The organism is Acinetobacter sp. 24-47-66 (assembly GCF_056779755.1).
Genome location: NZ_JBWYIL010000001.1, coordinates 448595 through 475554 on the forward strand (window position 1 = coordinate 448595; position 26960 = coordinate 475554).

Consider the following 26960-nt stretch of genomic DNA (forward strand, 5'->3'; position numbering starts at 1 on the left):
TTTGACTGAAATCCAATTTGATACTGAAGATCTAAAATGGATGCAGCGTGCCTATGAGCAGGCTGCATTCGCAGCTCAATTGGGAGAAATTCCTGTTGGAGCTGTCATTGTGAGTCAAGGAAAAGTAATTGGTGAAGGATATAATCAACCCATCCTGAGTCATGATCCAACTGCTCATGCAGAAGTGGTCGCACTTCGCCAAGCATGTAATCAAATTCAGAACTATCGTCTACCAGAAGATGCAACCCTTTATGTAACCCTTGAGCCATGCACGATGTGTGTGGGGGCTTTAATTCATGCTCGAGTTCATCGTGTTGTATTTGGTACTTTAGAGCCGAAGGCGGGTTCTCTGGTCAGTGCGCGACAGCTATTGAATAATCAAGGTTACTATAACCATATATTTGAATTTGAAGGGGGCTGCATGCAATCAGCGTGTGCTCATCAACTTTCAGAATTTTTTAAATTCAGACGTGAACAAAAAAAACAACAGCGTGTACGACAAAAAATAGAAAATAATCAGGAATGATTGCTATTGTTGATTGTGGAAAAATTGACATAATGTATTGTCAGTATGAAGCGGACTCAATGAAAAGGAATAAAAAATGAATTCAATCCAAGTTAAACAAGAATTTAACCAGCCTATAGATCGTGTATTTGAAATTTTATCAAAACATGCGACTTATAATGAGGTATTTGCACCGATTCAGGTTGTACGCATTAAAGATGCAGCTGATCCGAGCCGTCCTGATGGGATTGGGTCAGTACGAAAAATGGGATTAGGCCCAATAAAGCCAATTCAAGAACAAATTACTGTACTAGAGCCAAATAAGCGTATTGAATACAAACTTATCAAGAATCCATTAATCAAACATCATCTTGGAATTATTGAATTTAAAGAGCTTTCATCAGCTAAAACTTTAGTCACATACACGATCGAATTACAGGCAAGAGCACCATTTGTGAGCAAATTAATTCTTGCACAACTCAAACTTGCTATTACACTTGGTTTTAAGAAATTAGCAAAACGCCTTTAAGGCGAAGTTGGTAAAGTAATGACAATTCAAATTATCACGATCGATGGACCAAGCGGTTCAGGCAAAGGCACTTTGGCAGCAAAATTGGCACAGCATTATCAGTTTCATTTATTGGATTCTGGAGCCTTGTATCGTTTGTTGGGATTGTCATTACATCAGCTGAATTTAATTGATTCAATTCACAATCCAGATGTGTTGGTTAAATGCGTAGAAATAGCGACTCATCTCGATATTCAATTTGTTAGTGATCATTTAAAAACAAAAATTTTACTTAACGGGCATGATGTAACGGATGAAATTCGCACTGAAAAAGTCGGTGAGTTTGCATCCAAGGTTGCAGTTGTACCTGAATTAAGACAGGCATTATTCGAAAGACAACGTGCATTTGCTCAAGCACCAGGTCTTGTTGCCGATGGCCGTGATATGGCGACTTCAATCTTCCCAGAAGCCCAAGCAAAAATATATTTGACGGCTTCTGCTGAGTCGCGTGCTGAGCGACGTGTAAAGCAGTTGCAGGCCATGGGGCAAAATGTTAAAATAAGCGACATTTTATCTAATATCCAAGCACGTGATAAGCGTGATATGGAAAGAACCGTTGCGCCGCTTAAGCCGGCTGAAGGGGCTTACATTATCGATAGTTCAGATCTGGACATTGACGCTGTATTTAACCTGATGACCGCATATATTGATGCGCAATAAGATAAATTAATGAATATTAGTGGAAGCATAGCTTGATCAGTTCTATATGGACTATGTCGATACTTAACTAAACCGGCCTTGTCTGATCCAAGACCGCTGACTTTTCTAGGTATATCATGACCGAATCTTTTGCAGCCCTCTTTGAAGCAAGCGAATTAAACCTCAACGTTGAAAAGGGTGCAGTCATCCAAGGTATCGTTGTTAGCATCGATTCTGACTGGGTAACTGTAGATACTGGCCTTAAATCTGAAGGCGTAGTAGCTCGCTCTGAATTCTTAAACGAACAACGTGAACTTGAAGTTAACGTTGGTGACACAGTTGACGTAGTTGTTGAAGCGCTTGACAACGGTATGGGTCAAACAGTTTTATCACGTGAAAAAGCTAAGCGTGCTGAAACTTGGACTAAACTTGAAAAAATCTTTGAAGACGGCGAGATCGTTACTGGTGTTATCTCTGGTAAGGTTAAAGGCGGTTTCACTGTTGACATCGGTCCAGTACGTGCGTTCTTACCAGGTTCTTTGGTAGACACTCGTCCTATCCGTGACACGACTCACCTTGAAGGTAAAGAGTTAGAGTTCAAAGTTATCAAACTTGACGCTAAACGTAATAACGTTGTTGTATCACGTCGTGCTGTTATGGAAGCTGAATCTTCAGCTGACCGTGAAGCTCTTCTTTCTCAACTTGAAGAAGGTCAAACAGTTACTGGTACAATCAAAAACCTTACTGACTACGGTGCTTTCGTTGACCTTGGCGGTATTGATGGTCTTCTTCACATCACTGACATGGCTTGGAAACGTATCAAGCATCCATCAGAAGTTGTTGAAGTTGGTCAAGAAGTTACTGTTAAAGTACTTAAGTTTGACAAAGAGCGTAACCGTGTATCATTAGGTCTTAAACAACTTGGTGAAGATCCATGGTTAGCGATCATGAACCGTTACCCTAAAGGTTCTATCGTTAAAGCGCGTGTAACTAACTTAACTGATTACGGTTGCTTCGCTGAAATCGCTGAAGGCGTTGAAGGCTTAGTACACGTTTCAGAAATGGACCACACAAACAAGAACATCCACCCATCTAAAGTTGTTCAGATTGGTGATGAAGTTGATGTTATGGTTCTTGAAGTTGATGAAGAGCGTCGTCGTATTTCTCTTGGTATCAAACAAACTCGTGCTAACCCATGGGAAGAGTTTGCTAAGGCTCACGACAAAGGTGAAAAAGTTTCAGGTACAATCAAGTCTATCACTGACTTCGGTATCTTCATCGGTTTACCAGGCGGTATCGATGGTCTAGTTCACTTATCTGACATTTCTTGGAATGAACAAGGCGAAGAAGCGATTCGTCGTTACAAGAAAGGTGACACTGTTGAAGCGGTTATCCTTTCTGTAGACGCTGAAGGCAACCGTATCAGCCTTGGTATCAAGCAAATGAACAGCGATCCGTTCAACGATTTCTTAGCTGCTAACGAACGTGGTGCTCTTGTTAAAGGTACTGTAGTTGCAGTTGATGCTCGTGGCGCAACAATTAAGTTGGCTGACGAAGTTGAAGCTTCTCTTAAAGCTTCAGAAATCAACCGTGACCGCGTTGAAGATGCAACTAAATTCTTAGAAGTTGGTCAAGAAGTTGAAGCTAAGATCATCAATGTTGATCGCAAATCACGCGCAATCAACTTGTCTATCAAAGCGAAAGACGAAGCTGAAGAGAAAGAAGCTGTTGCTAACTTGAAAACTGCTTCTGCAGGTCAAGACAACGGTCCTAAGACAATTGGTGATTTGATCAAAGCTCAAATGAACCACTAAGTCTTTCGTGTTCAATGTATTGTTAATGTAATTTAACTAATACTTTTTACACAAATACTGTAAACGGTAGCGTAGTATTGACTTACTGCGCTACCGTTTTGTATTTAAACAGGTTATTATCTCGCTATGCACAGAGTAGCTTGATAATTAAAGAGGTCGCAGATGACTACTGAAGCACTTAATAAGTCTGACTTAATAGAACGTATTTCTATCAAAAATCCTCATTTGGCTGAGCCATTGGTCGAAGAAGCTGTTAAAATTATGATCGATCAAATGATTGAGTCATTATCAGCTGATAATCGTATTGAAATTCGTGGGTTTGGAAGTTTTGCTTTACATCATCGTGAACCGCGAGTTGGACGTAATCCTAAAACAGGTAAGTCAGTTGAAGTGGCTGCTAAAGCTGTACCTCATTTCAAACCAGGTAAAGCACTAAGAGATGCTGTAAACGAATCAGCAGGAAAATAATAAATTACTCAGGGGTGGTTATGCGTTACGTATTAGTTGCACTGTTAGTTGTAATCTTCGGATATGCATTGGCATTGGTTCTGCAAAATGGTACAGAACTGACTGTTGATCTTCTCTTCACTCAAGTACCGGCAATGAGATTAGGTTTATTGCTTTTGTTGACTTTGGCACTTGGGATCATCGTTGGATTATTACTTGGAGTTCAAGTTTTCCGTGTATTCCAAAATAGTTGGGAAATTAAGCGTCTTCGCAAAGATATTGAATATCTTCGTAAAGAACAAATCCAAAATGCTCAGTTAGCTGCTGCTGAAGCTGCTGCAAATGTACGTCATGAAAAGACAGTACTAGATGTGCATTCAGATCCGCGTAACTCAAATCCGCTGTAATTTATAAATATTTAAAAAACCTCTAAAATTTATTTTAGAGGTTTTTTTATTGAAAATAAACTGTTGAATTTTAAGCTGCGTTTTTTAAAGTTAATTTTGCAGCTTAAGTTGAACATCTTTATAATGACGCAACTTTAGATGGACGGAAGAACAACCTTGAGTATCATTGTTGCTTTAGATGCAAAAAGCCAATACGACGCATTGAAAATGGCTGAAAATTTGGATCCTAAACTTTGTCGTGTAAAAGTGGGTAAAGAACTTTTTACACATGAAGGTCCGACTGTTGTAAAAGCATTGCATGATCAGGGTTTTGAAGTATTTTTAGATTTAAAATTTCATGATATTCCAAATACGACAGCACAAGCCGTTTGCGCTGCTGCAGATCAAGGGGTATGGATGGTTAATGTTCACGCATCTGGTGGACGAAAAATGATGGAAACTTGTGTAGAAAGATTAAAAGCAGGTAACTATCAAACACAGTTGATTGCAGTAACCGTATTAACTTCAATGGGGCGAGAAGATCTACGTGATCTAGGTTTGGATATTGAGCCTTTTGAACATGTAAAACGTCTAGCGACTTTAACTCAAGAAAGTGGCTTGGATGGTGTTGTATGTTCTGCGCAAGAAGCAAAAATGTTACGTGAAACTTTAGGTCAGAACTTTGCTCTCGTCACTCCAGGAATTCGTCCGGAAGGTTCTGCAGCGGATGATCAAAAACGTATTGTTACACCTAAGCAAGCAATGTTAGATGGTTCTACACACTTGGTGATTGGCCGTCCGATTACTAAATCAGAAAATCCAAATCAAACTTTAAGAGACATTCTGGCTACTTTGTAATTTTTAAATTACAGTCTTTAAGTGTTTTAAAACGCCATGAAAATTCATGGCGTTTTTTTTAATTTTATGATGTATCAATAGTTAAAGTTATATTATCTCTAAAGGGAACTACTGACCATTATTGTTAGACTCAAGAAAGTTTTAAACAAGGTTTAGTAAGAAGCAGATACAATCCAAATAGAAAAAGTTGCTACTAAAAATATGGTAAAATCAGAGAGTTAAAAAGTTTTAACAAAAGAAGAAATTGCTAAAACTGCTGGTTGTCACGTTGTTACTGTTCATAGAGTATTAAAAGGATAAGGTATGGATAATTGTGTTACAGATGGCTGGGTAACATTTAAAGGATGGACACCATATATAGTCGCTTTAAGTATTTTTTAGTTTGGCATCTACAGAAAGGGCTTGAGGTTACAGCCAGTGAATGTAAAGCATATTGGGAAAGGCTTGACGATCTAGAAAGAATTTATAAAAACTTAGAAAAGAATGCAGACTTTAAAAGCGATAATTATAAAGAATTTTATGGGAAACGAAAAAAATGGCAAGAGGTAAATTTATCTAGAACTAACTTGGTAAGAAAACTTACAAATAATGATAGTAAAGTTGTGGAAAGCACAGAGAAATTAATTGAAAAGTTTAAATCAGATAATTTTGTACATAACAAACTTCAACGATTTGGTGGTGATGAATCTAGACACGAAAGTGTTGGTTATAATCATGTGTTAAGTACTATTGCAGAAATTAAAGATAGCTTATTTCCATACATAAAATATAGATTTTTTATAACAACCTTTAGGCGCATCGTATCTCATATGTAAGAGTAACGGGGTGAATCTTGGACTCGGATTTACAAATTTATAATCTGATAAATAATTGAAGCCACAGCGATAAAGCAGAATAAGATTGTCATAGCTCTAACTCCTCAAACTATAATAATAGCTTTACAACCAACCCTAGACGCTATCGTGAACAACCATTCTTTTAAATTCTATCCTCCTCTGGGATAGTGTTAGAGAGAGGTTTGTTAGAAAATATCAATTTCCGCTCAAACTATGCCTAGAATCATCAATAAAAAAAATAAGCCCTCTAAAAAGAGGGCTTAAAATTAAAGATCATGCACGATTAGAGAATTGATTTTAAGCGTTTAACAACTTCTTTACATTGGTCTAAATCTGCTACGAGAGCAAGACGAACATGGTTTTTACCTGGGTTGCCTTGTTCAGTATCACGAGATAAATAACGACCCGGTAAAACTTTGATATGTGCTTTTTCCATCAGCATTTTGGCAAAAGTTTCATCATTATCGACCTTTAACCAATAATAGAAACCCGCATCAGGCTTTTTCAGTGGTAGCAAATGACCTAATTCTTGTTGGAATAAATCAAATTTAGCACGGTATTGTTTACGGTTTTCTTCAACATGTGCTTCATCATTCCATGCAGCAATCGATGCCAATTGATGCTGTACTGGCATTGCAGCACCGTGGTAAGTGCGGAATTTTAAATAAGGTTTTAATAGACTAGCATCACCTGCAACAAAGCCAGATCGCATACCTGGTAAATTAGAACGTTTAGACAGAGAGTGAAATACGATACAGTTTTTATAGTCATCACGACCTAATTCTGCACAAACGTCTAATAAGCCAACTGGTGCTTCATCAAACCATAGTTCTGAATAACATTCATCAGATGCGATGACAAAATTGTATTGATCAGAGAGCGCAATTAATTTTTTGAACTGTTCTTTTGAAAGCACAGCACCTGTCGGATTTCCGGGGGTGCAGACAAAGAGCAAAACTGTCTTCTCCCATACTTCCGCAGGGACAGCATCGAAGTCGCCAAGGTAACCATTTTCTTCAGTACAGTTGATGAAATAGGGTTGAGCGCCAGCGAGTAAAGCTGCACCTTCGTAAATTTGATAAAAGGGATTCGGCATAACTACATAAGGCGCTTCATCACGATTGATCAGCGCTTGTACGAATGAGAAAATTCCTTCACGTGTGCCAGTCACAGGTAAAATATGATCTTCTGCGCTAATAGCATTTAATTTGAAACGGCGTGTGAGCCATTGCGAAATACTTTCACGTAATTCTGGTAAGCCTTTACTGTTTGGGTATGTCGAAAGATGATTGAAGTTATCGACAATAGCTTGTTTTACGAATTCAGGTGCAGGATGTTTTGGCTCACCAATTGACAATGGAATTAACGGAAGATTTGCAGGTTTTACATCCTGAAAAAGTTTATTCAACTTTTCAAATGGATAAGGATGTAATAGGTTTAAACTAGAGTTCATGAAACAGTTACCGTCGGGTTAAATCTAAATTTTAATGATGATTACAGACCTGATTTGAAGCCTCATCTAATGCTGCTTTTAATTGTTCAGCAAAAGCCTGAGCTTCAGTTAAATTCATAGGTTCGCCATTCTTTTTGGTTACAAAGAAAATATCTTCTGCGCGCTCACCCAAGGTGGCGATTTTCGCGGAATGGATATCGAGACCTTGCATCATAAATAAGCCACCGATACGGGCAAGTAATCCAGGCTGATCGAGGGTAGAGATCTCGACCATATTTTGCTGTAGCGCCTCGTTCAAAGTAATATCAATTGTGTTTTCGATATCAAAATGACGAAGTTGGCGTGGAATACGGCGTTGCATTAAACCTGGATAATTTTGTGAATCTGTTAATGCGTGCACCAATGATTCTTTTACCGTATTTTCACGTTCTGGATCTGTCACTAATGTGCCAAAACGATCAAGCACCACGTAGGTGTCTAAGCTAAAGGATTTAGTTGCTGTAATAATGCGTGCATCTTGTACATCTAGATTCATACGATCTAGAACTGCAACAGTGGTTGCAAAAAGATTAGGTTGATCTTGAGTGTAAATAAAAATCTGCACAGCATCTTGCGCTGATTTACGGTGCGCGCGCATCATCACCAATGGTGCTGAATTATCACCATGATCTAGGATTGCACGTGTATGCCATGCGACTTCATCTGCAGTTTCTTTGAGGAAGTATTCGTCACCAAGTTCTTGCCAAACTTTTTCAACGGCTTCTAAAGCATAATCATTGACAAGTAATTCACTTGCAGCAAATTTGGTATCTTCGATCAGCATTTGGTAATCGACAGGACGACCCAAACCACTACGAATAACGTCACGAGCATTGGTATATAACTGACGCATGAGCGATGCGCGCCATGTGTTCCAAAGCTTAGGATTGGTTGCGTTAATGTCAGCCACTGTAAGCGTATACAGATAGTCTAAGTGTTCCATATCACCGAGCTTCTCGGCAAAATCTTTTACAACATCTGGATCAGAAATATCTTTTTTCTGCGCAGTCATCGACATCAATAGATGATTTTGGATCAACCACGCAACAAGATTACACTCACGCTCAGTAAAACCGTGCTTGCTACAGAACTCAATGGCATCAACCGCGCCCAATTCACTATGGTCTCCACCACGGCCTTTGGCGATATCATGGAACAAAGCAGCGAGGAATACGATGTCTCGGCGCACCAGACGCTGGAATACCGAACTTACGACAGGAAAATCTTTAGCAAATTCGGGTGCTTTAAAACGATTTAAATTACGTAAGAGTAGGAGCGTATGTGCATCTACAGTATAGATATGGAATAAATCGTATTGCATAAGGCCCATGATTTGCCCAAATGCAGGAATATAGTTGCCGAGTACACTATAACGTTTCATCGCAAGCAATGTTTCATATAAGTTATTTGGTGACCGGATGATCGCCATAAACAAGGCTTGATTAACTGGATTGTCTCTATACGCTTGATCAATGCGTTTTGCAGCTAAAGTAAGCAATCGAAGTGTACGAGCTCGAATACCATCAATATCAGGGCGATTTGCTAGGATATAGAAAATCTCAAGGATGGCTGTAGGCTTCTCTGCAAAAATTTTATGGTGTTGAACTGCGAGTTTACCATCCACCAATTTGAAGTTTTCATTCACTTCTTCAATTTTACGCTCATAGTTGGGTAAGCGAGGCGTGATGACAGACTCATTAAAATAGGCGAGTAGCATTTCATTCAGGGTTGAAACCTGTTGAGCTGCTCGATAGTAGCGTTTCATGAACTGTTCAATTGGATAATTGATATGTTCACCTTCGACTTTGTGGTAACCAAATTTTGCTGCGATATCGCGTTGGTAATCAAACAATAGTCGGTTTTCATCACGCTTAGTTAAGCGGTGTAAATGATGACGAATTTCCCAGAGAAAATTCTCAGCATCTTCGAGAACCCCAAGTTCAAACTCAGAAATGAAACCTAAATGTACAAGATCGTATATACGATTTACTCGGAAATGCCGTTTTGCAATCCAACCAATTTGGTTAATGTCTCGAATGCCGCCCGGTGCATTTTTGATATCAGGTTCTAAATTACTTTCAGTGTTGTTGTGCTGAGCGTAGCGTTTGGCTTGTTCTTCCATCTTGGCATCAAAGAAGGTTTTATCCGTCCAAGTTTGTGAAACAACACGACGAGGCCATTTCGCTAAGTGTTCATTGCCAATAATTAAACGAGACTCAATGAGAGATGTAGCTACCGTTAAGTCATTCATGGCCTGTTCAAAGCACTGTTGAATGGTTCTTACACTTACGCCAGGTTTAAAATTTCCAACATCCCATAGAGAGGAAATAAAAATGGTAATGGCATTTTCTTGTTCTTGTGTAAGATCATCTTCTGAAAGGATCAGAATGTCGACATCAGAGTAGGGCATCATTTCACGACGACCATAACCTCCTACAGCGAACAAACCCAGATCGGTTTGATCTAACTCAGCATGTTGCCAAAGGAATTTAAGCGCCTCATCAATCAGATTTGATCGAGTGAGAATAATCTCACGTATCGCCTTACCATTTTCAAACTCATGTTGTAATTGATTTTCAACATCTGAGCGCCATTGATTAATTGCCTTGATGTCGTGATTACTCGAAACATAGTTTGCTAATGGAGACGTATTGATCATGAAATGATGGCCTACCTAATGAATTATTTGTTTTGATTTACAATTACTTTTGAAGCGGCTTCAGACGCTAATTCGCGTGCTAAGTCAGTTGTTTCAGCACGTGCAGTTGCAACCCCCATACGGCGACGTTTAAAGCCTTCAGGTTTACCAAAAAGTCGTAAATCGACATTAGGGTTTTGCATAGCAAGATTTAAGCCAGAAAATGACAAATTCGTATCATCAACACCTGCATAGATCACAGCGCTTGCAGCAACACTGTGACGTTGCGTATTTACTGGAAGACCTAAAATCGCACGGGCATGAAGTTCAAATTCACTTTGATATTGAGATGCAAGTGTGACTAATCCAGTGTCATGTGGACGAGGAGAAACTTCACTGAACCAAACTTGATCACCTTTAATAAATAATTCCACACCAAAAATACCGCAACCGCCTAGTGCTACTGTGACTTTATTGGCAATACGTTTTGCTTCACCAAGGGCAGCTGTGCTCATAGGTTGAGGTTGCCAGCTTTCTACATAGTCACCTGCATCTTGACGGTGTCCAATAGGATCGCAGAAGTGCGTTTCGATTTCTCCTGTTTCAGGATTTTTTGCCCGTACTGTGAGTAATGTAATTTCGAAATCAAAATCAATTTGCGATTCTACGATGACAGTGCCTTGATTGACACGACCACCTGTTTGAGCATATTCCCAAGCCGCGTCGACTTCATCAAAAGATTTTACGCGTGACTGTCCTTTACCTGATGATGACATCACAGGTTTTACAAAATTTGGATAGCCAATATCATCACATGCTGCACGGAATGATTCCAAACTATTGGCAAAACGATAAGCCGAGGTTGGTAGCCCTAGTTCCTCAGCTGCGAGGCGACGAATTCCTTCACGATTCATGGTGAGATTGACGGCTTTCGCAGAGGGAATAACTACGGCAGTTTTAGAATCTTCGATTTCCACTAAGACTTCAGTGGCAATGGCTTCAATCTCGGGAACAATTAAATGAGGTTGAACTTGTTCAATCAGTTTTTTTAATTCTTTTGGATCCGCCATATTCAATGTGTAGGAGTGATGAGCAACTTGCATGGCAGGTGCATTGTCATAGCGATCTGCCGCATGTACTTCTACACCTAATCGTTGTAATGATATTACCACCTCTTTACCCAACTCACCTGAACCCAATAATAGAACTTTAAACGCCGAAGATTGAAGTGGAGTACCGAGTGTAATAAGCATTTGATTCATCCGTGCTTGATATTATGGACTTTTAGCATATCAGAACTAAAACCTCTTGAGAGCGATGAATACAAGAAAAAGCAAGAAATTATTTTGATATCGTTTAATTTTTTTATTGATAAAAATTTATAAGCCTTATCCGAGGATCAGGCTTATAAATTTAGAATCTGAATGAATAATACGCGAGAAATGTTTTAAAGTGGGAAATAGGTATACACCAAACCGTATGTGAGTGCCGCTGTGAGTGTTGCAGGTACAATCTGTTTAAATTTGAAATACAAACCCGAGAGCACAATAAAACCAATTAACATGGCAACGCTCTTATTGGGTGTTTCTAAGAGCGGCGGTAAAGTCGCGACCACGAGCATTGAACTGATTGCTGCAATACCGATAGATCCAAGGGCGATTTTAAGCCAAAGAGCACCGCGTTTCTGGCGACCTTGTTGTAGTTTCTGAATCACAAAAAAAGGACCAAAGCGTGAGGCGAAATTCGCGATGCCGACCAGAATACCGACACAAATAATTTCTAGATTCATGATTGTTCACCTGTGTGCAAAGGATCATGTTGCTTCAGTACATAATGTTTAAACAAACCAGCCAAAATACCAGAGCTTATGCCAATGAATATCGCTGCAGATAAATCGATAAAGTAACAGGCAATAGCAGAAACAATAATGGTGATGGTCACGACAAAGGTATGTTTTTTCTCAAATGCAGCTAGTAAGAAGCTCAAGAAAAGTGCAGGTAATAGAAAGTCGAGCGCTGCCTGCAAAAATTGGGGGAGATGACTGACTTGATCTGCAAATAAGCCCCCGAGAAAAGATCCGAGTGCCCAAGACAACCAGCTAAACAGACTGAGACCTAACATCCAAGATTCAGACCATTCTTGACGGCGTTGCGACAGTTTAATCATGCCTGATGCAAAGACTTCGTCGGTCAAGCCCCATGACCAAATTGCAGTTTTTTTCAGATTGAGTTTATCTTGAATTAAGTTTTGTAAAGCAGGACCATATAACAAATGTCGAATATCAAGCGCTATTACAGTTAAGGCTGTCATCCAGATGGAAGTGCCACTGCCGAGTAAGGCAACCACCAAAAATTGACTGGCACCTGCATACATCGAACAGGATAAAAATAATGCTTCCCACGCCGTAAATCCAAATTGAGTTGCCGATACACCAAACGCGAATGAAACAGGCAAATAGGTGAAAATGATGGCTTGACTGTCTTTGGCACCTTGCCAAAAACCTGCCGGTGTCATGTGTGGGGAGCTTGATTGGGTCACGATAAACCTAATTGGAGATTGGAACAAAAGGTATAAAACGAGATTGAGTATTCTACCCGAATTTACTAGCATAGTGCCGAATAGTTTATTAGAGCGATGTCATGTTTGCGATTCAATCTCCCTTTAAATTAGCTGCATTGACTACATTCCTCATCTTCACTTTATCCGGTTGTGGTGGTCAGGCAGAAACTGCCGATCAAAAGGTTGAAATTAAAGAAGCACCGAAGTTGACCAATGATGCAACTGAATATGCAAATCATGCTTGGCAATTGATTAATCAGGTTGATCCTATTCTGTATCAAGCCAATAAAGCGCTTATACCATCACAAGTACGCGAGCCTGTGCGTCAATTGGTGTTGGATTGGCGTATTAATGTCAAAATGACCGACTCAGTGACTGAAGGGAAATATGCGCTTTGTCGAAAAGCGCTAACAACCATAGATGCTTGGGCGCGTGCAATCGTGGAAAGTGAGGGGCAGCTCGCACAGCGTCAAGCCAATTATGAACGCGATAAAGCCCAGTGCAAAACTGCAATTGAGCAACCAGAATTAGGAAACACCAAGGCGTATACAAAATTATTTTAAGTGACCCTAGCAACCCCAATACAATGATTAATCCAGATTTTACTAAAGCTCTTCATCTTTAGTCGGTTAAGTTTGATCGGCTAAAGCTTTAAGTTGATTGAGATTAATCACCTCAATTTTTTTAAATGCAATTTTAATTGCGCCAATTTTTTCTAAATGTTGTAGTTCTTGATTAATGGTCTGTCTTGAGCAGACCAACATTTGTGCCAATTGTTCTTGAGATAGGTTGATGGTGTTTTTTTCAATTTCTTTGAGATTACCGTATCCATTTAAGATAAAGATTAATCTCTGGGCTAAGCGTTGAATAAGGGGTTGTGTTTGAATAGAGACTAACTCCATGAAAGCATAACGAAGTTTATGACTGACCAATTGGGCCAGATAAAACCAAAATTTTGGATATTGTTCTAAAATTAGATCAAGTCCTACACGGCTTATTTTGAGGATTTTGGATTTTTTACTGGTAATCGCATGATGAGAGCGGGGTTGTTGATCAATCAACGAAATTTCACCAAACCACATAATGGGATCTGCGATAACTGTTACCGCCTCACGACCTTCTACGTCAATATGTGCTAAACGAACAGCACCATCAATTACGGCATAAATGCCATCAAATTGATCAGCTTTAGAAAATATCAGTTGTTCTTTGCCATATTCAATGAGCTGTGCATGTTCGAGCATCAGCTGTTGTAATTCATGATCAAACTGGCTAAACCACCAATTATTTTTTAAAAGATAAACGTATTGATTTGAAAGCAAAATTATCCCTTTTATGCTGTTTATTTGTCGTCTAGTCGACAACTTATTGGTTTACATTTATATATAGTGAAGGAAATAGTCAGAAAAAGGAATGATAACATGACTCGTTTAGAGAGCTTGCTTGGACAATATGCAGCTTATCACCTAGATCGTAAAAACGTATTTTCACATTTTATTGGAATTCCCTTAATTGTATTTTCGCTCTTGTGTTGTGCAGCCAAAGCGCAATTTACGGTTGCAGGATATTCGATTGACCTTGCAATGTTATTGATCGTCGCATCGGTCATTTATTATTTGAGTTTGGATCTCATTTTTGGTGTGGTAATGGCATTGCTATTTGCTTTAATTTATCAGCCAGCCACACAAGTAGCAGCTTTAGCGACATCCTCTTGGGTATTGGTAAGTGCTGGATTTTTTATTGTGGGATGGATTATTCAATTTATTGGGCACTATTATGAAAAGAAAAAACCAGCTTTTGTAGATGATCTTGTTGGACTCGCGATAGGTCCTTTATTTGTCGTAGCAGAATTTATATTTCTTGTTGGTCTACGTAAGAAACTGGAAGAGAAAGTATTGGTTCGAGCTAAACAATTACGCTATGACATGGACCATAAACACGTAAATCACTCGAGTACTTCAACTCAAAATCCATGATCTCAATCTTTTAAATAATCTTTGCAAAAAAAACAGCCTTTCGGCTGTTTTTTTAATGACTTAAACGTTGAAACGGAAATGTAAAACATCACCATCTTGAACGACATAAGTTTTACCTTCAAGACGCCATTTTCCAGCTTCTTTAGCGCCAGCTTCGCCGTTGTATTGAACAAAATCGTCATAGGCAATGCATTCTGCACGAATAAAGCCTTTCTCAAAATCAGTGTGAATCACACCAGCAGCTTGAGGAGCGGTCGCACCGATTTTTACAGTCCAAGCACGAACTTCTTGAACGCCTGCAGTGAAATAAGTTTGTAGGCCAAGTAAGCCATAACCTGCACGAATAACCACGTTAAGACCTGGTTCTTCCATGCCCATCGCTTCTAAAAATTCAGCACGCTCATCATCTTCAAGCAAAGAGATTTCAGCTTCGATTTGGTTGCAAAGCGGAACTACAATAGCATTCTCTTCTGCCGCTAATTTTTTAACAGCATCAAGGTGCGGATTGTTTTCAAAACCATCTTCAGCAACGTTAGCAATATACATTGTTGGTTTAAGGGTTAATAAACCAAAGCCACGAACTAATTTGCGCTCGTCGTCATCAAGATCAGCTGCGCGAGCAGGGCGACCTTCATCAAGTAATGGCTGAATTTTTTCTAGTACAGCTTTTGTTGCAACAGCTTCTTTATCACCACCTTTCGCAGACTTTGCTAAACGTGTAACCGCTTTTGATACTGTTTCTAAATCTGCTAAAGCAAGCTCAGTGTTAATAGTTGCAATGTCATCAAGTGGGTCAATTTTGCCGTTCACGTGAATAACATTTTCGTCTTCAAAACAACGTACTACGTGTGCAATTGCATCAGTTTCACGAATGTTGGCTAAGAATTGGTTCCCTAAACCTTCACCTTTAGAAGCACCAGCAACTAAACCTGCGATGTCTACAAATTCCATTGTGGTTGGAATAACACGTTGAGGTTTAACAATATCAGTTAATTTATCTAAACGTGGATCTGGAACAGGAACGATGCCGGTGTTTGGTTCAATGGTACAGAATGGGAAGTTTTCTGCAGCAATAGCAGCTTTCGTCAATGCATTGAAAAGTGTAGATTTACCAACGTTCGGCAAGCCGACAATACCGCAATTAAAACCCATGAAAAGACTCACACAGTGTTATTTAAAAATTGTCGGTGATTTTACATCAAAGCCATGACAAAGTCAGGTCATGGCTTGGATGTTTCTCGAAAAGACAGATGAGACTCAATTGAATAGTGTGAATTAGATTTTACGTTTGTCCAAACCATGTGCCAATTGATCACCCAAAGCTTGAATCAGCATGACCAATACGACTAATACGATGATCACCGCCAACATAATTTGCATATCGAAGCGTTGGTAGCCATATCGGTAGGCGATGTCACCTAAACCACCCGCACCAATAGCACCCGCAATCGCAGAGGAATTGATCATGGTTACAAGCGTGACAGTAAAACCTGCAACAATACCAGGCAGTGCTTCTGGTAAAAGCACATGCCAAATAATTTGTTTGCGATTACAGCCCATGGCTTGTGCAGCTTCTATGAGTCCATGATCAACTTCTCGTAGACTGACTTCCGCAATACGTGCGAAAAAAGGTGTAGCCGCTATAGTTAAAGGTACAACCGCAGCCCATACCCCATAACTGGTCCCTACAATCAGTCGAGTGAAGGGAATGAGTGCCACCATTAAAATTAAGAAGGGAATAGAGCGCGTAATATTTACCACCCAACCCAAGGCATGATTGATTTTTTTTGATGGATAAATCCCATTTTCTGAGGTGTTGACGAGGATTACAGCCATAGGCAAGCCAATGAGAAGCGCTAAAAATGCAGAAATACCGACCATTAACAAAGTATCAATGGTACCCGTAATTAAAAGATCAATGAGCTGGTTGTGCATAGCCAAGCACCTCGATTTGTGATGTTTTATGGGGGAATTGCTGATGGAGCGTATGCACATCAACATCCAATTGAGGAATACCTACGATGAGTGAGCCAACCAGATGATGTTGAATAGTGTCTACATGGCTTTGATATAAATGCACAGGCAGTGTAATTTTAGAAAGTACATCATTTAAGTTGGGAGGATTTTTCAAATCAGTTGCATAGCTGATTTTCAAAATGGTATGCGTTAAATGTGTAGCTCGCTCTTGATGTAACTGGAATGGCAAATCAAGCTGTTCCAAATTGAGGAGTTCTTGCGTGATTTTCTGCTGGGGACGAGAGAAGACTGACCAAACTTGCCCTGATTCAACGATTTCACCTTGATCAATAACCACCACTTGATCGCAAATTTCACGAATTACCTGCATTTCATGTGTAATGAGAACGATGGTGAGTCCTAATTTTTGATTAATTTCCTTCAGTAAAGATAGAACAACAGATGTGCTTTCTGGATCAAGTGCCGATGTTGCTTCATCGCACAATAGTATTTCAGGTTTACTGACCAATGCGCGGGCAATCCCAACTCGTTGTTTTTGCCCACCCGATAATTGTGATGGATAGTGATGATGCTTTTCAGCTAAACCGACTAGATTTAAAACCTCATCCACACGAGTTTGAATCTCAGCAGCAGGCACTTTTGCGATTTTCAATGGAAGCGCGACATTTTCCCAAACTGTTTTGGCAGATAGTAAATTAAAATGTTGAAAAATCATGCCAATACGCTGGCGTAGGGCGATTAATTCATTGTGATTAAGCTGCCCTAGATCATGTTGATGTATATGAATACTACCATCAGAAATAGTTTCTAACCCATTTAAGGTGCGAATCAATGAAGATTTGCCCGCACCACTTTTGCCGATAATGCCGAAAATTTTTCCTTCGGGAATATCCAAATTAATGTTTTTGAGTGCGTGAACTTGTTTTCCTTGTACATCGTAATACTTATTTAAATGACGAATTGTAATATGGGGTACTGCAAATTCAATGTGTGAACCAAAACTCACCATGATCATTCTCCTTATTTCCAGCCTTCAAACCACAAACCTTGTCCAAAGTCTTTGTCTAGAATCTGACGGACTTTTGCAGAGTTTTGGAAGGTTTCAACCACAGTTTTTAATTTGTGATCCTGATCTTGATAATCTCGACGCGTTACAAACAAAATCGCAAATTTTTTATTAATCGGATCTAATAACAGTGCAGACGTAGGATCAGCAACTTTTGCCATTTTCAAATAATGAGGAAAACCCATAATTAAGTCAGCTTCATTGTAAGCATGCGCGGTTTGAGGGCCTTCAACTTCAATAATCTTGAGTTTTTTAGGATTACTGATAATGTCTCGGGTGCTGGTGAGCTCATTATTAATATCTTTGACTTGAAGTAAGCCTGCACGAGCCAGCAAATTTAAACCACGTGCCATGTTAACTGGATCATTCGGTACGACTACTTTCGCTTGATCAGGTATTTCCTGTAGGGATTGATATTTTTTTGAATAAAGTCCGACATGACTGCCTGAACCTTTCGCAAAAGGCACAAGGTCATAGCCTGTTTCACGCACTGCATTCGCTAGAAAAACACTTTGTTGAAAGAAATTAGCGTCAATATCACCATTTTGCACAGCAACATTGGGTGCTTGCCAGTCTGAAAACTCAATCAACTCGAGATGGATTCCTTGTGCTTTTACATCCTCAGCGACACTTTGCAGTAATTCAGAATAGGGTGGGCTAATGCCGATTTTAATCACTTTATCATTTGAGTTTTGACTGATATAACGATATCCCACTAAGGCCGCCAGTACTGCGACGATGATGACTGCAATTTTGATGAATTTAGATGATTGAGTTGAAGTAGACATGAACACTCCTTATTTCCAGCCTTTGAACCATAGTTTTTCACCAATATCCTCATTCAATGCTTGTTTAACTTTGTCTGAGCTTTGATAAATTTGGATAAATTTTTTCAGTTGAGCTGCTTTTTCAGGCTGAGTTTGTTCAAAGTCATCGCGAACAACAAATAAGATGGCATAAAGCGTGTTATTAATTTCATCCAAAATTAAGGCATCATTTGGATCAATCGTTTGTGCTAAGCGTAGGTACATTGGATAGCTAAATACGAGGTCTGCATCATCTACGGCACGCGCAGTTTGCGGACCTTCGACTTCAATAAAGTTTAATTTTTTCGGATTGGTTTGAATGTCTTTTAAGTTGGATAAGTGGTTGTTGGAATCCTTAAGTTGTATTAATCCAGCGTGTTGTAAGAGGAGTAGGGCGCGACCCTGATTCACAGGATCATTTGGGAGTACAACTCGAGCGCCATTTTCAATTTCACTAATCGCTTTATATTTTTTTGAATATAAACCGACATGTGTGCCTGAGCCGATGCCCAAGGGTTTGAGCTTAAAGTTGGTTTCTTTTAACGCATTATTCAAGAAAGGTTGATGCTGAAAATAATTTGCATCAATATCCCCGTGATTTAGGGTGATGTTGGGTGTATTCCAATCTGAAAATTCTACCAAACGTACATGAATGCCTTGAGCCTTTGCTTCTTCAATTGCAGCTTGAAGTGGTTTTGCAAAAGGTGGGCTAATACCAATTACAATTTCTTGTTGATCATTTTTTTTCAAAAAGGACCATGCAAACGCTGCAATCACAATAATGCCGATTGCAACGCCGATCCATTTAAGTCGAGAAGACTGAGCTTGTGCCATAGAAAGACCCCTAAATATTAAAAACTTAAGCTGAATGTTGGTGTATAGGATTTAAATTTGATTGTTGTATATCTTGTTTTGAGCTTGGACATCGGAAATGATGTGCAGGATGTGAATGTGGTAAATGATCTCCCGCATTGAATAGCTTGTGCCTTAAGCTACCCTCAGCATAGGCGATCTTATAGCGACCACGTTGTTGCAGTTCAGGAATGACATAACGAATAAAATCTTGATGTGACTCTGGAGCGACTGTACGGGCAAGGTTAAAACCATCTAATCCAGAAATATCAATGAATTCGATTAGCTGTTGAGCAACTGTTGCTCCACTGCCAACAAATAAGGGATAACGTCCACCGAGTACATGCTGAGCTTTTAAATCTGCCAAAGTGACTTTGTTTTCCTTAAAGCGCTCATTTACAGAAACGATGCTATTGGTTTTTTTATATAGAATAGCATCCTCATCTTTTAGATGACCTAAGTCTGTTCCGATTGAGCTTGAGAAATGCGCAATGCCAGCTTCAGGACTTGCATATCGAATATATTCCTGTAGTTTTTCTTGCGCTTGTTGATCTGTTTCAGCAGTGACGACAGTGATGCCTGCAAATAATTTAATTGCTGTACCATCACGACCGTGTGAATGGGCTAATTGGCGAATCTTTTGTGTTTGAGACGCAATTTTTTCAGCGGTATCTCCACCAATAAACATGGCTTCTGCATGCCGAGTGGCAAACTGTAGTCCTTTAGGTGATGCTCCCGCTTGATATAGCACAGGTGTACGTTGCACTGAAGGCGAGACTTGGAAGACGCCGTGACTGTTATAGAACTCTCCTTGATGGTGGATCGCATGTACTTTACTCGGATCGGTAAAAATGCGATTGAGCTTATCTTGGATGACAGCATCATTTTCCCAAGAGCCTTCCCAAAATTTGTAGCAGAGTTCTAAAAATTCTTCGGCTTGTTCATAACGTAAGTCGTGATCTTTCAGCCCTTGCTGACCGACTAATCGTGCTGCGCTATCCAAATAGCCTGTGACGATATTCCATCCCAAACGTCCTTGGGTCAGATGATCCAGACTCGCGAAGCGACGAGCAAATTGATAAGGAGATTCATAACTTAAGTTCACTGTGATACCGAAACCCAAATGCTGTGTGACGGCTGCCATTGCAGACACCAGTGTGCTTGGATCATGGCTCGGCAGTTGAATCGATTCTTTTAAGGTTAGATCAATGCTATTTTGATAGACATCGTAAACGCCAGTAATATCGGCAATGAATAATCCATCGAAAAGACCTTTCTCTAAAGTTTGAGCGAGTTCTGTCCAATAACTTAATTGATTAAAACGGTAGGATTGATCACGTGGATGTGTCCAAAGCCCATGATTAATATGACCCACACAATTCATATCAAATGCATTGAGCAGGATCTGTTTTTGAGGATTCGATTTATTTTTTGTCATTACAGCGTACCTCGTCTTGGGGGGAATACGCCGTTTAAAACATAATTGGCAATAAAAAAATATTTCCAACGCGCTGGATCATGTAAGGTATGAACACGTGCGTTTCTCCAGTATCGATCAAGATTATCTTTTCGTTGACTTCCACGGCTACCAGCCAGTTCAATTAGTTTTGACGAGACTTTTAGTGCAGTTTCGGTACTGTGTGCACGTGCTTTAGCCACTTGAATAGAAGCATGTGCAACTGAATGTTCTGAAGGGGCGACCTTGGCGTCTTGAACCGCTTGCGCTGCTTGTTTAAGTAGTAACTCAGTGGCCTTGACGTCTGTTGCAATTCGACCAATTTCGTACAGTGTCAAAGGGTCTTGAGTGGCATGTTCAACTTTTGCATCTATCCAAGGGCGTGCTTGACGAACGCGTATTAATGTTTCTTCAAAAGCAGCTCGAGCAATGCCTGTTTCAATTGAGGCATGAATAATTTGTGCAAATGGACCTGAAATGGTGGCGGTTGAATAAGCTGAATCAAAAGGGACTACATCCTCTGGGTCAATCTGTACATTTTCAAATTTAACAGTCCCACTGCCAGTGGTGCGTTGTCCAAATCCACTCCAGTCATCTATTAGGCTTAAGCCCTCGCTATGACGTGGAACAAAGACCAGAAACTGGCGCTCTTGTTCATCACTAGCAAGGGTTGGAATACGGTGAGCGAATAGACTGCCAGTGCAATAAAATTTTTCTCCATTGAGGACATATCCATTTTCGACTTGTCTTAAAGAGGTATGGCGTTGTGCTGCATTCTTAGTTTTAAACTCAGCCAAGGCATTTCCAAAGCGAGCACCTTGTAAAACTTCAGTAAATAAACGTCTTTTTTGAGCATCAGACCCAGTATTCCTCAAAATTTCAAGTGCATAGAAATGATTTTGTGGAATTTGTCCGATAGAGCCATCCACACCACTCATTAATGCGATGATTTTTGTCAGTGTATGAATAGAAACATCGGCACCGCCATATTGTTGAGGTACTGTAATGGCCCATAAGCCAGATTGACTGTAAGCTTCGATTTCTTCATGAGGAAGTTCACGATTTAAATCTCGCTCAGATGCACGGTGTTTAAACTTTTCAGCGAGTTCGTGTGCGACTTTTAATGCTTCTTCATCAGAGCGAATAATATGAGCTGGTCTATAACTGCCTGATTCTTGGATCTCTAAAGCTTGTAAAGATGACATGATGACTCCTTAAATCCAGGCATGACGTGCAGGAAAAGTATGGTTCAAGTAATACGAACCCAGCGCGTGAAGTTTCCAGCGAATGGGATCATGAAGGGTATGTACACGTGCATTTCGCCAGTGTTGATCAAAGTTATGAACATTGAGGCTGGCGCGACTTCCTCCGAGCTCAATCAACTTTTCTGAGATATGCAGTGCGGCATCATTGGCATAGACTTTAGCTTCAGCAACTTTGATCGAAGCTTCAGCAATCTGTTCATCAGTGAGTTGTTCAACTACACTGAGTGAATCTAAATAATCAGCTGCTTCATCAAGCAAAAGAATGGCGGCATCTAACAAAACATTAGCTTTGCCAGCTTCTTGTAAGGTGAAATGCTCATCACTGGCACGTTCAACTTGTGCATCCACAATTGGGCGTGCTTTACGGATCGCAAACAACATGTCCTCAAACGCTGCTTCAGCAATACCAACATCGATAGCCACTTGCATCAGCTGTGAAAAGCCACCTCTAAAATTAGGGACGTCCAATAATTTTCTTTCATCAAAAATCAGTAATGGATCAACTTCAACATGGTCTAAAATCACTGTGCCACTTGAAGTGGTACGTTGACCAAATCCATCCCAGTCATTGATCACTTCGACACCAGTGGATTCACGGTTCACTAAAACTAAAACTACGTGACCTTCAGGGTGTATGGCTTTGATGGCTAACCAATGTGCAAATGAACTGCCTGTAGAATAGAATTTTTTTCCTGAAACTCGATATTTCCCATCCTCCACAACAAGGTGTGTGTCTAAAGTCTTGGTATCTTTGGTATGACGTTCTGGCCCCCCATTGGCAAGACGCTTACCTTTTAAAATTTCATTAAAAATAAATTGCTTTTGTTCATGGCTTCCCATGATGTTGATCATATTGAGCAATGCAATTTGATTTTGTGGAATTTGCCCTAAACTTGAATCCGCTTTATTTAGAATACGAAATACTTGGGCAAGGGTACGATGAGAGACTTCAGCACCGCCATAGACGTGGGGGATGCGTAAGCCTCCTAAACCTTTTTGGCTGAATAATTCAATTTCTGCAAATGGTAAAGCTCGTTGTTGGTCACGCTGATTGCGACCTTCGAGCGCATAGTCGGCAACATGATAGGCTGCATGAATGGCGTCTTGATCATTTTCAATAACATGAACATTTTCAGTAATTAAACGAGACATAGATCAATTCCTCTTTGAGGAGATATACGCTACGCCCATAGAATATTTTTTTTAAATGCTGGTTTTCGTTGAACTATGCAAAAAAAATGCTTAAGACAAATATAGATATCGATTGAAAAATATTAGAAAACTTAAAATTTTGATTAATAATAAATTTTAATAAATTTCAGTGCTCTAAACACGTTAAATTCATTTAGACTTTGCAATAAAAGAGATAAAGATTTGCTAAACATTTATAATTTAACGGATTCATATTTCCAAAAATAACAATTTAAGTTGCAATTGATGCATTATCACATTGTGTTTTGGCATAGGGTTGCATAAAGTAAGCAAAACAATAAATCCTATGATTGATCAAGACTTCGGAGATTTTATGCGCATCCTTTACCAGTTTCCTTTATCTCACTTTTGTGAAAAAGCTCGCTGGTTACTTGATCATAAGGAATTGGATTATGTTGCTCAAAATATGATTCCGGGCGTACATCGTGCATTCGCAAAATTAAAAACAGGTCAAAACTCTCTGCCGATATTACGTGATAAAGAAAAGTGGATTGCAGATTCAACCCAAATTGCCCTGTATTTGGATGATGTCTATCCAGAGCATTCATTGCTCAGATCAGATTTAAAGTTAAGAAAAAAAGCAATTGAAATTAATGACCTGAGTAATCAATTGGGTGTATCAGTGAGGCGGTGGGGGCTTGCTCAAGCTTTATCTGAGAGCGATGAGCCGCTAGAAATCATGATTGGTGAAAAAGGATATCTGAGAAAATTTCAAAAGATCAGTAAGCCACTTATCAAAACTTTAGTTTCAACTAGCTACCAACTTGATGATGAACAAGTTGCGCTTGCTAAAGAAAATATGCATGAAATTATTTTGCAGTTAAACGACCAATTGATTCAGAATCAAGCTCGATATTTGGTAGGAGATCGTTTAGGTTTGGCAGATATCGCCGTTTGTTCAATGCTTGCTCCACTACTTGAGATCTCTGGTACACCTTGGGAAAGAGAATATCATCAGCCAGTTTCATCTGAATTTGTGGATTATCAAAATCAATTGCTTGATTTGCCGATAGGACAATATGTTAAACGTATTTATGCCAATGAACGAAATGCGCGGGTAGATTGGCGCGGGATATAACAAACATATTTTCTGTTATGTTGTCTGATTAGTTAATTTATTTTCATTTGAATCGATATTTTCGAAAAAATAACGCATAATTATTGTGTGCCATGAAAATATTGTGAAGAAGATGGAATTAGATCGTTACGATAAACAAATTTTAGAAATTCTTACGCATGAAGATTTGAATCTGAACGAGCTTTCGGAGCGTATTAACCTGTCTGTAAGTTCAGTGCACCGTCGTATTAAACATCTCATCGAAACCAATATCATGACGAATTTAAAGCGTGATATTAACTATCAAAAATTGGGGTTTAATTTACATGTGTTGTTACAAGTATCATTGAGTAAGCATGACTCAGATACTTTTGCAAAATTTTTAGATGAACTTAAAAGTATTCCTGAAGTGATCAATGCTTTTTTAGTCACAGGGCAATCTGCTGATTTTATTATAGAAGTTGTTGCTCGTGATATGGAAAATTATAGCCAGATTTTGTTACAGCGCATTGGTAAAATTGATCATGTCGTGGCATTGCATTCAAGCTTTGTCATTAAAGAATATGATGTATTTAACTGTCATGGTTTGTTGAGTAAAGCATAATTCAAGCTAGCAAAAAAGACGCCTTTTAATTAAAAAAACGCACCAGAAGGTGCGTTTTCTAATTCTGAATATGGATTAAGCATCCAATTGTGCTAAAACTTCTTCAGAGAACTCAACGTTGGTATATACGTTTTGTACATCATCTAAATCTTCAAGCATATCAATCATTTTCATGATTTTTTTCGCTTGATCGATATCTGTGATTTCTGCTTTAGTTGAAGGGTTCATCACCACTTCTGCATTGTCAGATTTTAAACCTGCAGCCGCTAAAGCATCTTGCACTGTACCAAAAGACTCTGGTGTGGTGATCACAAGAATTTCATCTTCTGTCACTTCAATGTCTTCTGCACCAGCTTCCAACGCAACGTCCATAATTTGGTCTTCTAAAGAAACATCTTCAAAAGTAATTTCGCCACGTTTAGTGAAAAGGAAAGCAACAGAGCCGTTAGTACCTAAGTTACCATCTGTTTTAGAGAAGCAGTGACGAACATCTGGTACGGTACGGTTTAAGTTATCAGTCATTGTCTCCACAATAACGGCTACACCACCAACACCATAACCTTCGTATGTGACTTCTTTTAAATCATCATTGTCTTCACCACCAGCACCACGCTGAATGGCACGGTTGATGACATCACGAGTCATGTTAACGGACAATGCTTTTTCAACAACTGCACGAAGACGTGGGTTGCTTGCTGCATCAGGACCACCGAGTTTTGCAGCTGTAACAATTTCACGAATATATTTTGTGAAAACTTTACCACGACTAGCATCTTGTTTAGCTTTACGATGCTTAATATTGGCCCACTTGGAATGACCCGCCATGCGAAATATGCTCCTTGTAGATTGGCCTTATGCCTAATCAAATCTGCGAAATTCTACCATAAGGGCTTTTTTTTAATAAAGACCCTTATTTTAGCAATTGATCAAGATCAGGCTTTATTCTTCGGTTCAGGAATAATAATGTCTAAACCTGTATGTTCCTTATAAAGTTCCTGAATCAATTTCAAATCATGATCCAACTCTGATGGCATGATTTTGCCAAAAATTCCGCCTTGTTTGGTTTTTTGGTTCACAAACAAGAAAACGATAGGGACGTTTGCCGCTTTTGCGATATGCCAAAAACCGGTGCGGATCGGTTTACGTTGTTCACCATTTTTCGCACGAGTCGCTTCAGGCGCAATCACGAGATTAAATTTGTCATTGGAGTTGAAGAGTTCAACCATTTGCGCCACGATATCTTTATTTGAGTGACGGTCAACTGGAATACCGCCAACCCCTTCTAGAATTGGCTTAAAAGGTCCTTTGAATAGTTCTTTTTTAATTAGTGTGTGAATCGGGATATCATAGATTTGAAACAGTGCGATTGAGAGTACAGCATCCATCATCGTGGTATGTTCAAAACCGATAATGACTTGTTTATCACCAAGAACATTCGGTTCAACATGATATTTGACACCAGCAAGTTTAAATGCCATTTCGGCAATGTGTTTTTTCATGATTCACAGAGATATTTGAATTTTATATGGCAGAGTTTCTTACTTCATTTTAAAAAATTCAATCCCTTTAGTAATAAATTATAGAAAAATTGACTACTAAATTTAGATTTTATTTGCAAACTTTACATCCTCGACGCTTACCGAAAATTCATAATTTTTCACATATTTGTGACTGAAATTCTATAGATGATCAAGATCGTACGTGATTTGTAAACTGCGATGAATAAATTTTGGTCAAGCTGAAGATAAAAAAATGAAAAACCTTGTTTTTGAATTTGATATTGGCTAGTATTCTGATTCGAAAATACTTGAGAAATCAGTATTTATAGGGCCTATAGCTCAGTTGGTTAGAGCAGCGGACTCATAATCCGTTGGTCGACAGTTCAAGTCTGTCTGGGCCCACCAGTTATTAAACCCCGTAAACCTTTGGTTTATGGAGTTTTTCACA

General features: G+C 39.3%; 28 protein-coding genes, 1 tRNA gene and 1 pseudogene. 14 read left to right on the top strand and 16 right to left on the bottom strand.

Annotation, left to right across the window (positions count from 1 at the left end):
• Position 1 precedes the first annotated feature (1 nt).
• The 9 genes and pseudogenes from tadA to AC1M84_RS02165 all read left to right on the top strand — a co-directional run bounded on the left by tadA (position 2) and on the right by AC1M84_RS02165 (position 6032).
• Positions 2–526 carry a tRNA adenosine(34) deaminase TadA gene (gene tadA / locus AC1M84_RS02125; protein ID WP_035264563.1) on the top strand — a complete coding sequence of 175 codons (525 nt, stop codon included), beginning with the start codon at positions 2–4 and terminating at the stop codon, positions 524–526.
• 76 nt (positions 527–602) lie between these two features.
• Positions 603–1034: an SRPBCC family protein gene (locus tag AC1M84_RS02130; protein ID WP_481594329.1), complete on the top strand. Its 432-nt coding sequence runs from the start codon at positions 603–605 to the stop codon at positions 1032–1034.
• Between the two features lie 18 nt (positions 1035–1052).
• Complete coding sequence (gene cmk, locus AC1M84_RS02135) at positions 1053–1733, top strand: (d)CMP kinase (RefSeq protein ID WP_035264559.1); 681 nt, start codon at positions 1053–1055, stop codon at positions 1731–1733.
• Positions 1734–1849: 116 nt separating this feature from the next.
• Entirely contained in the window at positions 1850–3526 is a 1677-nt protein-coding gene (rpsA, locus tag AC1M84_RS02140) for a 30S ribosomal protein S1 (RefSeq protein ID WP_035264556.1), read from the top strand.
• A gap of 162 nt (positions 3527–3688) precedes the next feature.
• Positions 3689–3994 carry an integration host factor subunit beta gene (locus AC1M84_RS02145; RefSeq protein ID WP_035264555.1) on the top strand — a complete coding sequence of 102 codons (306 nt, stop codon included), beginning with the start codon at positions 3689–3691 and terminating at the stop codon, positions 3992–3994.
• Between the two features lie 20 nt (positions 3995–4014).
• Positions 4015–4380, top strand: coding sequence for a lipopolysaccharide assembly protein LapA domain-containing protein (locus tag AC1M84_RS02150; protein WP_035264552.1), 366 nt, complete (start codon positions 4015–4017; stop codon positions 4378–4380).
• A 138-nt stretch (positions 4381–4518) separates the two neighbouring features.
• Positions 4519–5217 carry an orotidine-5'-phosphate decarboxylase gene (gene pyrF, locus AC1M84_RS02155; protein WP_171076736.1) on the top strand — a complete coding sequence of 233 codons (699 nt, stop codon included), beginning with the start codon at positions 4519–4521 and terminating at the stop codon, positions 5215–5217.
• Positions 5218–5448: 231 nt separating this feature from the next.
• Positions 5449–5517, top strand: a pseudogene (locus AC1M84_RS02160) (recombinase family protein); the annotation flags it as partial.
• A 44-nt stretch (positions 5518–5561) separates the two neighbouring features.
• Complete coding sequence (locus AC1M84_RS02165; RefSeq protein ID WP_481593014.1) at positions 5562–6032, top strand: hypothetical protein; 471 nt, start codon at positions 5562–5564, stop codon at positions 6030–6032.
• Between the two features lie 304 nt (positions 6033–6336).
• Here the strand turns inward: AC1M84_RS02165 and dapC are convergent, their stop codons facing one another.
• From dapC to AC1M84_RS02190, 5 genes are all read right to left on the bottom strand, one after another.
• Positions 6337–7506, bottom strand: a complete 1170-nt coding sequence (dapC, locus tag AC1M84_RS02170) for a succinyldiaminopimelate transaminase (protein WP_481588343.1) — start codon at positions 7504–7506, stop codon at positions 6337–6339.
• A 31-nt stretch (positions 7507–7537) separates the two neighbouring features.
• Positions 7538–10204: a [protein-PII] uridylyltransferase gene (glnD, locus tag AC1M84_RS02175; protein WP_481588342.1), complete on the bottom strand. Its 2667-nt coding sequence runs from the start codon at positions 10202–10204 to the stop codon at positions 7538–7540.
• 23 nt (positions 10205–10227) lie between these two features.
• Positions 10228–11445 (bottom strand): formate-dependent phosphoribosylglycinamide formyltransferase, encoded by a 1218-nt coding sequence (purT, locus tag AC1M84_RS02180; protein WP_481588341.1) that lies wholly within the window; start codon positions 11443–11445, stop codon positions 10228–10230.
• A 185-nt stretch (positions 11446–11630) separates the two neighbouring features.
• Positions 11631–11972, bottom strand: a complete 342-nt coding sequence (ygaH, locus tag AC1M84_RS02185) for an L-valine transporter subunit YgaH (protein ID WP_179998205.1) — start codon at positions 11970–11972, stop codon at positions 11631–11633.
• Positions 11969–12697, bottom strand: a complete 729-nt coding sequence (locus AC1M84_RS02190) for an AzlC family ABC transporter permease (protein ID WP_092766232.1) — start codon at positions 12695–12697, stop codon at positions 11969–11971. The genes ygaH and AC1M84_RS02190 overlap by 4 nt, the downstream gene beginning before the upstream one ends.
• Before the next feature lie 125 nt (positions 12698–12822).
• On the opposite strand from AC1M84_RS02190, the gene AC1M84_RS02195 reads away from it, so the two are divergent.
• Positions 12823–13305 (top strand): hypothetical protein, encoded by a 483-nt coding sequence (locus AC1M84_RS02195; protein WP_481588340.1) that lies wholly within the window; start codon positions 12823–12825, stop codon positions 13303–13305.
• A gap of 66 nt (positions 13306–13371) precedes the next feature.
• On the opposite strand, the gene AC1M84_RS02200 is transcribed toward AC1M84_RS02195, so the two are convergent.
• The gene (locus AC1M84_RS02200) at positions 13372–14064 is read right to left on the bottom strand and encodes a Crp/Fnr family transcriptional regulator (RefSeq protein WP_481594330.1); all 693 of its coding nucleotides are present in this window, start codon (positions 14062–14064) and stop codon (positions 13372–13374) included.
• Positions 14065–14163: 99 nt separating this feature from the next.
• On the opposite strand from AC1M84_RS02200, the gene AC1M84_RS02205 reads away from it, so the two are divergent.
• Positions 14164–14718, top strand: coding sequence for an Mpo1 family 2-hydroxy fatty acid dioxygenase (locus tag AC1M84_RS02205; protein ID WP_481594331.1), 555 nt, complete (start codon positions 14164–14166; stop codon positions 14716–14718).
• 60 nt (positions 14719–14778) lie between these two features.
• Here the strand turns inward: AC1M84_RS02205 and ychF are convergent, their stop codons facing one another.
• The 8 genes from ychF to AC1M84_RS02245 form a co-directional block, all read right to left on the bottom strand.
• Positions 14779–15870 carry a redox-regulated ATPase YchF gene (ychF, locus tag AC1M84_RS02210; RefSeq protein WP_092766234.1) on the bottom strand — a complete coding sequence of 364 codons (1092 nt, stop codon included), beginning with the start codon at positions 15868–15870 and terminating at the stop codon, positions 14779–14781.
• A gap of 123 nt (positions 15871–15993) precedes the next feature.
• Complete coding sequence (locus AC1M84_RS02215; RefSeq protein ID WP_481594332.1) at positions 15994–16653, bottom strand: methionine ABC transporter permease; 660 nt, start codon at positions 16651–16653, stop codon at positions 15994–15996.
• On the bottom strand, positions 16634–17704 hold the full coding sequence (locus AC1M84_RS02220; RefSeq protein WP_481594333.1) for a methionine ABC transporter ATP-binding protein: 1071 nt from the start codon (positions 17702–17704) through the stop codon (positions 16634–16636). The genes AC1M84_RS02215 and AC1M84_RS02220 overlap by 20 nt, the downstream gene beginning before the upstream one ends.
• An 11-nt stretch (positions 17705–17715) precedes the next feature.
• Positions 17716–18549 carry a MetQ/NlpA family ABC transporter substrate-binding protein gene (locus AC1M84_RS02225; protein WP_481594334.1) on the bottom strand — a complete coding sequence of 278 codons (834 nt, stop codon included), beginning with the start codon at positions 18547–18549 and terminating at the stop codon, positions 17716–17718.
• Positions 18550–18558: 9 nt separating this feature from the next.
• Entirely contained in the window at positions 18559–19401 is an 843-nt protein-coding gene (locus AC1M84_RS02230; protein WP_481594058.1) for a MetQ/NlpA family ABC transporter substrate-binding protein, read from the bottom strand.
• Positions 19402–19426: 25 nt separating this feature from the next.
• On the bottom strand, positions 19427–20857 hold the full coding sequence (locus AC1M84_RS02235) for an LLM class flavin-dependent oxidoreductase (protein ID WP_481594335.1): 1431 nt from the start codon (positions 20855–20857) through the stop codon (positions 19427–19429).
• Positions 20857–22080 (bottom strand): SfnB family sulfur acquisition oxidoreductase, encoded by a 1224-nt coding sequence (locus AC1M84_RS02240; RefSeq protein ID WP_481594336.1) that lies wholly within the window; start codon positions 22078–22080, stop codon positions 20857–20859. Before AC1M84_RS02240 ends, AC1M84_RS02235 begins: the two co-directional genes overlap by 1 nt.
• A gap of 9 nt (positions 22081–22089) precedes the next feature.
• Entirely contained in the window at positions 22090–23292 is a 1203-nt protein-coding gene (locus AC1M84_RS02245; RefSeq protein WP_481594337.1) for an SfnB family sulfur acquisition oxidoreductase, read from the bottom strand.
• 373 nt (positions 23293–23665) lie between these two features.
• On the opposite strand from AC1M84_RS02245, the gene AC1M84_RS02250 reads away from it, so the two are divergent.
• Together AC1M84_RS02250 and AC1M84_RS02255 are read left to right on the top strand one after the other, a co-directional pair.
• A complete protein-coding gene (locus tag AC1M84_RS02250; protein WP_481594338.1) occupies positions 23666–24430 on the top strand; it encodes a glutathione S-transferase family protein in 765 nt (254 codons plus the stop codon).
• Positions 24431–24542: 112 nt separating this feature from the next.
• Positions 24543–25013 carry an Lrp/AsnC family transcriptional regulator gene (locus AC1M84_RS02255; protein WP_035264497.1) on the top strand — a complete coding sequence of 157 codons (471 nt, stop codon included), beginning with the start codon at positions 24543–24545 and terminating at the stop codon, positions 25011–25013.
• 75 nt (positions 25014–25088) lie between these two features.
• Here the strand turns inward: AC1M84_RS02255 and AC1M84_RS02260 are convergent, their stop codons facing one another.
• The gene (locus AC1M84_RS02260) at positions 25089–25838 is read right to left on the bottom strand and encodes a YebC/PmpR family DNA-binding transcriptional regulator (RefSeq protein WP_035264495.1); all 750 of its coding nucleotides are present in this window, start codon (positions 25836–25838) and stop codon (positions 25089–25091) included.
• A 107-nt stretch (positions 25839–25945) separates the two neighbouring features.
• Complete coding sequence (locus AC1M84_RS02265) at positions 25946–26512, bottom strand: 1-acyl-sn-glycerol-3-phosphate acyltransferase (RefSeq protein ID WP_481594339.1); 567 nt, start codon at positions 26510–26512, stop codon at positions 25946–25948.
• A gap of 328 nt (positions 26513–26840) precedes the next feature.
• On the opposite strand from AC1M84_RS02265, the gene AC1M84_RS02270 reads away from it, so the two are divergent.
• A tRNA-Ile gene (locus tag AC1M84_RS02270) sits at positions 26841–26917 on the top strand.
• Positions 26918–26960 lie beyond the last annotated feature (43 nt).

What these genes read in the sequence shown, in the direction of transcription:
- AC1M84_RS02145 (WP_035264555.1), top strand. Translation starts at nt 3,689, where the DNA reads ATGACTACTGAAGCACTTAATAAGTCTGACTTAATAGAACGTATTTCT.
- rpsA (WP_035264556.1), top strand. Translation starts at nt 1,850, where the DNA reads ATGACCGAATCTTTTGCAGCCCTCTTTGAAGCAAGCGAATTAAACCTC.
- AC1M84_RS02195 (WP_481588340.1), top strand. Translation starts at nt 12,823, where the DNA reads ATGTTTGCGATTCAATCTCCCTTTAAATTAGCTGCATTGACTACATTC.
- AC1M84_RS02220 (WP_481594333.1), bottom strand. Translation starts at nt 17,704, where the DNA reads ATGGTGAGTTTTGGTTCACACATTGAATTTGCAGTACCCCATATTACA.
- AC1M84_RS02260 (WP_035264495.1), bottom strand. Translation starts at nt 25,838, where the DNA reads ATGGCGGGTCATTCCAAGTGGGCCAATATTAAGCATCGTAAAGCTAAA.
- AC1M84_RS02190 (WP_092766232.1), bottom strand. Translation starts at nt 12,697, where the DNA reads ATGACACCGGCAGGTTTTTGGCAAGGTGCCAAAGACAGTCAAGCCATC.
- AC1M84_RS02225 (WP_481594334.1), bottom strand. Translation starts at nt 18,549, where the DNA reads ATGTCTACTTCAACTCAATCATCTAAATTCATCAAAATTGCAGTCATC.
- AC1M84_RS02265 (WP_481594339.1), bottom strand. Translation starts at nt 26,512, where the DNA reads ATGAAAAAACACATTGCCGAAATGGCATTTAAACTTGCTGGTGTCAAA.
- AC1M84_RS02215 (WP_481594332.1), bottom strand. Translation starts at nt 16,653, where the DNA reads ATGCACAACCAGCTCATTGATCTTTTAATTACGGGTACCATTGATACT.
- AC1M84_RS02245 (WP_481594337.1), bottom strand. Translation starts at nt 23,292, where the DNA reads ATGTCTCGTTTAATTACTGAAAATGTTCATGTTATTGAAAATGATCAA.
- glnD (WP_481588342.1), bottom strand. Translation starts at nt 10,204, where the DNA reads ATGATCAATACGTCTCCATTAGCAAACTATGTTTCGAGTAATCACGAC.
- pyrF (WP_171076736.1), top strand. Translation starts at nt 4,519, where the DNA reads ATGGACGGAAGAACAACCTTGAGTATCATTGTTGCTTTAGATGCAAAA.
- AC1M84_RS02230 (WP_481594058.1), bottom strand. Translation starts at nt 19,401, where the DNA reads ATGGCACAAGCTCAGTCTTCTCGACTTAAATGGATCGGCGTTGCAATC.
- AC1M84_RS02235 (WP_481594335.1), bottom strand. Translation starts at nt 20,857, where the DNA reads ATGACAAAAAATAAATCGAATCCTCAAAAACAGATCCTGCTCAATGCA.
- AC1M84_RS02205 (WP_481594331.1), top strand. Translation starts at nt 14,164, where the DNA reads ATGACTCGTTTAGAGAGCTTGCTTGGACAATATGCAGCTTATCACCTA.
- AC1M84_RS02240 (WP_481594336.1), bottom strand. Translation starts at nt 22,080, where the DNA reads ATGTCATCTTTACAAGCTTTAGAGATCCAAGAATCAGGCAGTTATAGA.
- AC1M84_RS02255 (WP_035264497.1), top strand. Translation starts at nt 24,543, where the DNA reads ATGGAATTAGATCGTTACGATAAACAAATTTTAGAAATTCTTACGCAT.
- ygaH (WP_179998205.1), bottom strand. Translation starts at nt 11,972, where the DNA reads ATGAATCTAGAAATTATTTGTGTCGGTATTCTGGTCGGCATCGCGAAT.
- dapC (WP_481588343.1), bottom strand. Translation starts at nt 7,506, where the DNA reads ATGAACTCTAGTTTAAACCTATTACATCCTTATCCATTTGAAAAGTTG.
- cmk (WP_035264559.1), top strand. Translation starts at nt 1,053, where the DNA reads ATGACAATTCAAATTATCACGATCGATGGACCAAGCGGTTCAGGCAAA.
- AC1M84_RS02250 (WP_481594338.1), top strand. Translation starts at nt 23,666, where the DNA reads ATGCGCATCCTTTACCAGTTTCCTTTATCTCACTTTTGTGAAAAAGCT.
- ychF (WP_092766234.1), bottom strand. Translation starts at nt 15,870, where the DNA reads ATGGGTTTTAATTGCGGTATTGTCGGCTTGCCGAACGTTGGTAAATCT.
- AC1M84_RS02130 (WP_481594329.1), top strand. Translation starts at nt 603, where the DNA reads ATGAATTCAATCCAAGTTAAACAAGAATTTAACCAGCCTATAGATCGT.
- AC1M84_RS02150 (WP_035264552.1), top strand. Translation starts at nt 4,015, where the DNA reads ATGCGTTACGTATTAGTTGCACTGTTAGTTGTAATCTTCGGATATGCA.
- AC1M84_RS02165 (WP_481593014.1), top strand. Translation starts at nt 5,562, where the DNA reads ATGGACACCATATATAGTCGCTTTAAGTATTTTTTAGTTTGGCATCTA.
- purT (WP_481588341.1), bottom strand. Translation starts at nt 11,445, where the DNA reads ATGAATCAAATGCTTATTACACTCGGTACTCCACTTCAATCTTCGGCG.